The organism is Pseudomonas sp. GD04158 (genome assembly GCF_029834875.1).
Taxonomy (GTDB): domain Bacteria; phylum Pseudomonadota; class Gammaproteobacteria; order Pseudomonadales; family Pseudomonadaceae; genus Aquipseudomonas; species Aquipseudomonas hydrolytica.
In genome coordinates, this window is record NZ_JAODYT010000129.1 from 1 (window position 1) to 6,609 (window position 6,609).

Sequence of the window (6,609 nt, forward strand, 5' to 3'; positions counted from 1 at the left end):
CGCCACGCTGGCTGGCTGCGCCGGGCTGCCGGACCAGCGCCTGGCCCGCGAAGCGCTGCAGCGCGGCGATCAGCAGACCGCCGAATGGCATTTCCGTGAGCTCGCCGAGATGGGCTACGGCGACGCGCAGATCGGCCTGGCGGATATCTACGCCGCCAAGGGCCAGAGCCAGGATCTGGATGAGGCCGAGCGCATCTACCGCCAGGCCATGGACGGTTCGCCGCGCGCCCAGGCGCGCCTGGGCAAGCTGCTGGCGCGCAAGCCCGGCAGCACCCTGGCCGAGCGCCGCGAGGCCGCCGAGCTGCTGGAAAGCGCGGCCAAGGCTCGCGAGCCCAGCGCGCTGCTGCCGCTGACCGAACTCTACCTGTTCTACCCACAGGACTTTCCCGCCATGAACCTCGCGCAACGTATCCAAGACTGGCGCCAGCAGGGTCTGCCGCAGGCAGAACTGGCGCAGATTCTCCTGTACCGCACCGATGGCACCTACGACCAGCACCTGGGCGAGATCGAGCGCATCTGCCAGGCGCGCCTGGCCAGCAACGATGCCTGCTATGCCGAGCTGGCCACGGTGTACCAGAAGCAGAACCGCGAGGATGACCGTCAGGCCCTGCTCGACCGTCTTCTCGCCGGCTACCGCGCCGGCAGCGTCTCGCCCAACCAGGTCGAGTCCGTGGCCCAGGTGCTCAGCGACCCCGAGCTGGGCCAGCCGCAACCGCAGCTCGCCCAGGACCTTCTGGAAACCATCGCCCCGGACTACCCAGCCGCCTGGGTCAGCCTGGCGCGCCTGCTCTACGACTACCCGGCCCAGGGCGACACCGAAACCCTGCTCGGCTACCTGGAGAAAGGCCGCGAGGCCGCTCTGCCGCGCGCCGAACTGCTGCTCGGACGCCTGTACTACGAAGGCAAGCTGCTGCCGCAGGAACCGCGCAAGGCCGAAGAGCACCTGCGCAAGGCCGCGCCCAGCGAACCGAGCGCCAATTACTACCTGGGGCAGATCTACCTGCGCGGCTACCTCGGCGAGGTCTATGCCCAGCAGGCGCTGGATCACCTGCTCAGCGCCGCCCGCGCCGGCCAGCTCAGCGCCGACTTCGTTCTCGCGCAGATGTTCAGCCAGGGCCGCGGGGTCAAACCCAACCCGGTCAACGCCTATGTCTTCAGCCAGCTGGCCCTGCCGCGCAACACGCCGCCGACCTTCGAGCTGGCACACGAGGTGGCTGAGAGCCTGACCCCGGCACAACTGGCCGAGGGCCAGCGCCTGCTGCGCGAAGAGCGCGAGGCCCGCGGCATCGTCCTGCAGCAGCAGGCCGCCCTGCAGGTCAGCCAGCCATGAACAAGGATGCACGCATGCAGTTAAACCGTATTGCCAGCCAGCTGGGCCTCGGCGCCAGCCTGCTGGCGGCCAGCGCCGCCTGGGCGGCGGATGCGCCGAAGAACTTCGGCCTGGATGTGAAGATCACGGCCCAGTCCGAGGACGACCGTGACCTCGGCACCCGCAGCGGCGGGGATGTCAGCGGTATCGGTCTGGACCTGCGCCCCTGGGCCTACGGCGAGCGCGGCAACTGGAGCGCCTTCGCCATGGGCCAGGCGGTGACCGCCACCGACACCATCGAAACCGACCCGCTGCAGAACGACGACGACAGCAGCGCGCAGCGCAGCGACGCGCGCCAGCCGGACAAGAGCTACCTGGCCATGCGCGAGTTCTGGGTCGACTACCGCGGCCTCACCGCCTACCCCGGCGAGCATCTGCGCGTCGGCCGTCAGCGCCTGCGCAGCGACGAAGGCACCTGGTGGGACACCAATATCGAAGCGGTGCACTGGAACTTCGACACCACCCTGCTGCAGGCCAACCTGGGTATCGCCGAACGCTTCTCCGAATACCGCACCGACCTCGACGACCTGGCGCCGGAAGACGAGGATCGTCGGCACTTCTTCGCCGGCCTCAACTATCAGTGGACGCCCGGCCATCGCATCGGCGCCAAGCTGCACCACAGCCGCGACGACGGCAGCCTGCCGAATGCCGGCGAGCGCGTCGACGAACTGAGCAAACGCTACACCGGCGACCTGACCTGGTTCGGCCTGCACGCCGACGGCGGCTTCTTCGAGCGCAACTCGCGCAATCGCCTCAACTACTGGGCGCAGATGACCTGGCTCAAGGGCGACACCGACCAGCTGCAGCAGCAGGTGGTCGGCAGCGAGCGCATCGCCACCGGCTCGCGCAGCCAGGACGTCGATGCCTGGGCCATGGACCTCGGTCTGCGCTACAGCCTGGATGAAAACTGGAAGATCGGCGCCGCCTACGCCCGTGGCAGCGGCGGCGGCAACGACGGCAAGTCGCGTCAGTTCATGCAGACCGGCCTGCACAGCAACCGCGCCAATTTCACCGGTGTCGAATCGCGTCTGCACCGCTATGGCGAGGCCTTCCGCGGCGAGCTCTCCAACCTGCAGGTGGCCAGTGCCTTCAGCTCCTGGAAGCTTGGCGAAGACTACGACGCCAGCCTGGTCTACCACCGTTTCTGGCGCGTCGATAGCGATCAGGACGTGGGCGACAGCGGCATCACCGCCCCGCTGGAAGCCGGCGAGAAGGACATCGGCCAGGAAGTCGATCTGGTGCTGACCCGCTACTTCAAGCAGGGCCTGCTGCCGGCCTCGGTGGCCGAACAACTGGAAGACCGCTCGGCCCTGGTACGCCTGCGCGCCGGGGTATTCCTGCCGGGCGACGCCTATGGCAGCGGCACCGACTCGGTGATGCACCGCGCCTTCGTCGACTTCATCTGGCGCTTCTGAGGGATCGGACCATGCAACGTAACGGCTTAGCTCTTCCCCTGCTCCTCGGCGCCCTGCACCTGCTGGCGCCGCTGGCCCAGGCCAACCCGCTGGAGCACCAGTTCGACTACCGCGTGCGTACCGCACCCGCCGAAGAGCTGCACCTGGAAACCCCGGAGCTGCCGGACCTGTCCGGCTACACCCTGGACGCCGTGCTGGCCAAGATTCCGCAAGGCGCCAAGGGCCAGGTGGCGGTGCGCCGCATGCTGCGCCAGGACGCGCTGAAGGACTTCACCGGCGGCAACGAACGCCTGCGCGAGTGGGTCAAGCGCCAGCAGGGCATGCCCATGGCGATCTTCATCGAAGGTGGCCTGGTCACCGCTCAGGACCTGGCCGCGGCCCTGCCCGACAGTCAGTTCGAAGAGCAGGAGCCGGGCGTGTACATCGCCCGCCTGCCCATCGTCGTCGCCGAAGGTGCGGCGCTGCATGTGGGCAAGGAAACCCGCGAGCTGCGTCTGTCGCAGGAGCGCGGCTCGTTCCTGGTCAACGACGGCCTGATGTTCCTCACCGAGACCCGCATCACCGCCTGGCGCGAGGCCGACAACGGCCCGGCGACGATGCGCGACAACGGCAAGGAATTCCGCCCCTTCCTGGTGTCCTGGGGCGGCAGCGAGCTGTACATCGCCAGCACCGTGCTGACCAGCCTGGGCTACGACACCTCCAAGTCCTACGGCGTGTCGATCACCCAGTACACGCCGAACATGCACAAACGCCTGCAGCGCGAGGAGCCGACCGGCTGGCTGATCGACTCGGAATTCATCGACCACTGGTACGGCTTCTACTGCTACGAAGCGCAGAACGTGGTGATCAAGGGCAACACCTACCGCGACAACATCGTCTACGGCATCGACCCGCACGACCGCTCGCACGGCCTGATCATCGCCGAGAACCGCGTCTTCGGGACCAAGAAGAAGCACGGAATCATCATCTCGCGCGAGGTCAACGACAGCTGGATCATCAACAACGAGAGCTTCGACAACAAGCTCTCCGGGGTGGTGATCGACCGTAACAGCGAACGCAACCTGATCGCCTACAACCGCGTGTACGGCAACCACTCCGACGGCATCACCCTGTACGAGAGCAGTGACAACCTGCTGTGGGGCAACCAGGTGCTGGGCAACCAGCGCCACGGCATCCGCATCCGCAACAGCGAGAACATCCGCCTCTACGAAAACCTTTCGGCGATGAACCAGCTCACCGGCGTGTATGGCCACATCCGCGACCTCTCCGACACCGACCGCGACCTCAAGCTGGACCCGTTCGACACCAAGGTGTCGATGATCATCGTCGGCGGCACCCTGGCCGGCAACGGCTCCAGCCCGATCAGCATCGACTCGCCGCTGTCGGTCGAGCTGTACCGCGTGAAGATGCTCGCCCCGCGCAAGAGCAGCGGTATCCAGCTCGCCGGCATTCTCGGCGACAAGCAGGAGCAGATCCTCGACCTCATGGTGCGCCAGCGCCTGCCCGTGCTGATCGACCCGATCCAGCCCGAGAAACTGACCAATTGATGAGGCCAAAGATGATCCCATCGCCCTTCAAATCCCTTTCCCTGGCCATTGCCTGCGCACTGGCCAGCACCGCCCTGCAGGCGCAGGAGCGCCAGGCGCCGGAATACCAGGTCGAGGACTGCTGCTCGCTGTGCCCGGCCGCCCACGACGCCAGCCTGTACACCACCAACTACATGAAGAACTTCATCACCCTGCTCGATGCCGAGGAAGGCTGGCTGTTCCGCAGTGTGGAAGACCTGCGCACCGAGTTCGGCACCAGCGAGATCGGCTACCAGCGCCTCAAGGAGCTGCGCGACGGGCTCAAGCAGCGCGGCGTCGAGCTGGTGGTGGTCTATCAACCGACCCGCGGCCTGGTCAATCGCAACAAGCTGTCGCCGGCCGACTACCAGCGCTTCGACTACGACAAGGCGCTGCGCAACTATCGCCAGGCGCTGACGCGCTTCGAGCAGCTGGGCATCTGGGTGCCGGACTTGACGCCGCTGGCCGACGAGAACAGCGACAAGGAGTTCTACTTCCGCCGCGACCAGCACTGGACGCCCTACGGCGCCGAACGCACCGCGCGCCTGGTGGCCGAGACGGTCAAGCGCATCCCCGGCTTCGAGGATATCCCGCGCAAGGAGTTCGTCACCGAGCGCATCGGCCTGATGGGCAAGACCGGCACCATGCAGAACGTCGCCAGCCAGCTGTGCGGCACCAGCTACGCGGTGCAGTACGTCGACCAGTTCGTCACCGAGCCCAAGGACGCCAGCGACGGCGACGCCCTGTTCGGTGACGAGAGCAGCCCGCGCATCACCCTGATCGGTACCAGCCACAGCGGCAAGAACTACAACTTCGGCGGTTTCCTCGAAGAGTACCTGGGCACCGACATCCTCAACGCGGCCTTCCCCGGCGGCGGTCTGGAGGGCGCGATGCTCGAGTACCTGGCCAGCGATGCCTTCCAGAACGATCCGCCGCAGATCCTCATCTGGGAATTCTCGCCGCTCTACGACCTGGCCTCGGACCGCATCCACCGCCAGCTGATGGCGTCTCTGAGCAACGGCTGCAGCGGACAGAACCAGGTGCTCAGCAAGGAAACGCGCCTGCGCCCGGGCAGCAACGAGGTGCTGGTCAACGGCGAGAACAATCTGCTGACCCTGGCCGGCAATCGCCACCAGTTGGATCTGCAGTTCAGCGATCCGTCGGTCAAGCGCGTGGACGCCACCATCTGGTACCTCAACGGCCGCCGCGAGCAGCTCAAGCTGGAGAAGCCGCACACCGTCGACACCGACGGCCGCTTCGCCGTGGAACTGCGCGACGAGCCGGGCTGGGGCGAGCAGAACTTCTTCGCCCTGGAAATCGAAAAGCCCGAGGACAGTGCCGACGACCTGAAAGTGCAGGCCAGCCTGTGCCAGCGCCCGAACGATGCCGGCCAGCAGGTCGCGCAGCGCACCGCGGGCAACTGAGGAGGCATATATGCCCAGACGACTCGCCCCCCTGATGCTCCTGGCCGTGCTGCTCAGCGCACCGGCCTTCGCCGAGCTGCAGCCGCCGGCGGGCTACCACGCGCCGGTCGGCCAGCGCGACGGCAAGGCGCCCGCCTGTTCGGCGCCGCCGCAGCCCTATACCGGCGAACTGCAGTTCACCAGCAAGTACGCCGGCTCCGACAGCGCGCGCGCCACGCTCAACCGCAACGCGGAGAAGAACTTCCGCAAGCAGACCGAAGGCATCACCCGCCTGGAGAAGGAGGCCGGCCGACTGATCACCGGCTACATGCGCACCGGTCAGCGCGAACGCCTGGAATGCGCCATCGAGTGGCTCGACCACTGGGCCAGTGCCGATGCGCTGGAGTCCGAGCAGTACAACCACACCGGCAAGTCGATGCGCAAATGGGCCCTCGGCAGCCTGGCCGGCGCCTGGCTGCGCCTGAAGTTCTCCGAGTCGCAGCCGCTGGCCGACTACCCGCAGCAGAGCGAGCGCATCGAAGCCTGGTTCGTGCGCCTGGCCGAACACACGGTGCGCGAGTGGAGCGACCTGCCGCTGAAGAAGATCAACAACCACAGCTACTGGGCCGCCTGGTCGGTGATGGCGGTGGCGGTGATCGGCGATCGCCGCGACCTGTTCGACTGGTCCGTCAGCCAGTTCCGCATCGCCGCCGGACAGGTGGACGACGAAGGCTTTCTCGACAACGAGATGCGCCGCCGTCAGCGCGCCCTGGCCTACCACAACTACGCGCTGCCGCCGCTGGCGATGATCGCCGCCTTCGCCCAGGCCAACGGCGTCGACCTGCGTGGCGAGAACC

At 67.0% G+C, this 6,609-nt stretch carries 5 protein-coding genes; all 5 read left to right on the plus strand.

Annotated features, from left to right (window positions below):
• Nucleotides 1-1,330: alginate biosynthesis TPR repeat lipoprotein AlgK (algK, locus tag N7333_RS23490; RefSeq protein ID WP_279859465.1), on the plus strand; the 1,330-nt coding region annotated here is incomplete at its 5' end.
• Between the two features lie 14 nt (nt 1,331-1,344).
• Nucleotides 1,345-2,784, plus strand: a complete 1,440-nt coding sequence (locus N7333_RS23495; protein ID WP_148117495.1) for an alginate export family protein — start codon at nt 1,345-1,347, stop codon at nt 2,782-2,784.
• 11 nt (nt 2,785-2,795) lie between these two features.
• Entirely contained in the window at nt 2,796-4,331 is a 1,536-nt protein-coding gene (gene algG, locus N7333_RS23500) for a mannuronan 5-epimerase AlgG (RefSeq protein ID WP_011921102.1), read from the plus strand.
• Nucleotides 4,332-4,342: 11 nt separating this feature from the next.
• Entirely contained in the window at nt 4,343-5,773 is a 1,431-nt protein-coding gene (locus tag N7333_RS23505; RefSeq protein ID WP_129483954.1) for an alginate biosynthesis protein AlgX, read from the plus strand.
• A 10-nt stretch (nt 5,774-5,783) separates the two neighbouring features.
• The coding region (locus tag N7333_RS23510; RefSeq protein ID WP_279859466.1) for a mannuronate-specific alginate lyase at nt 5,784-6,609 on the plus strand (826 nt) is incomplete at its 3' end.

Bases quoted from the DNA above. Each gene is read 5' to 3' on its own strand.
- N7333_RS23495 (WP_148117495.1), top strand. From the start codon at position 1,345: ATGCAGTTAAACCGTATTGCCAGCCAGCTGGGCCTCGGCGCCAGCCTG.
- algG (WP_011921102.1), top strand. From the start codon at position 2,796: ATGCAACGTAACGGCTTAGCTCTTCCCCTGCTCCTCGGCGCCCTGCAC.
- N7333_RS23505 (WP_129483954.1), top strand. From the start codon at position 4,343: ATGATCCCATCGCCCTTCAAATCCCTTTCCCTGGCCATTGCCTGCGCA.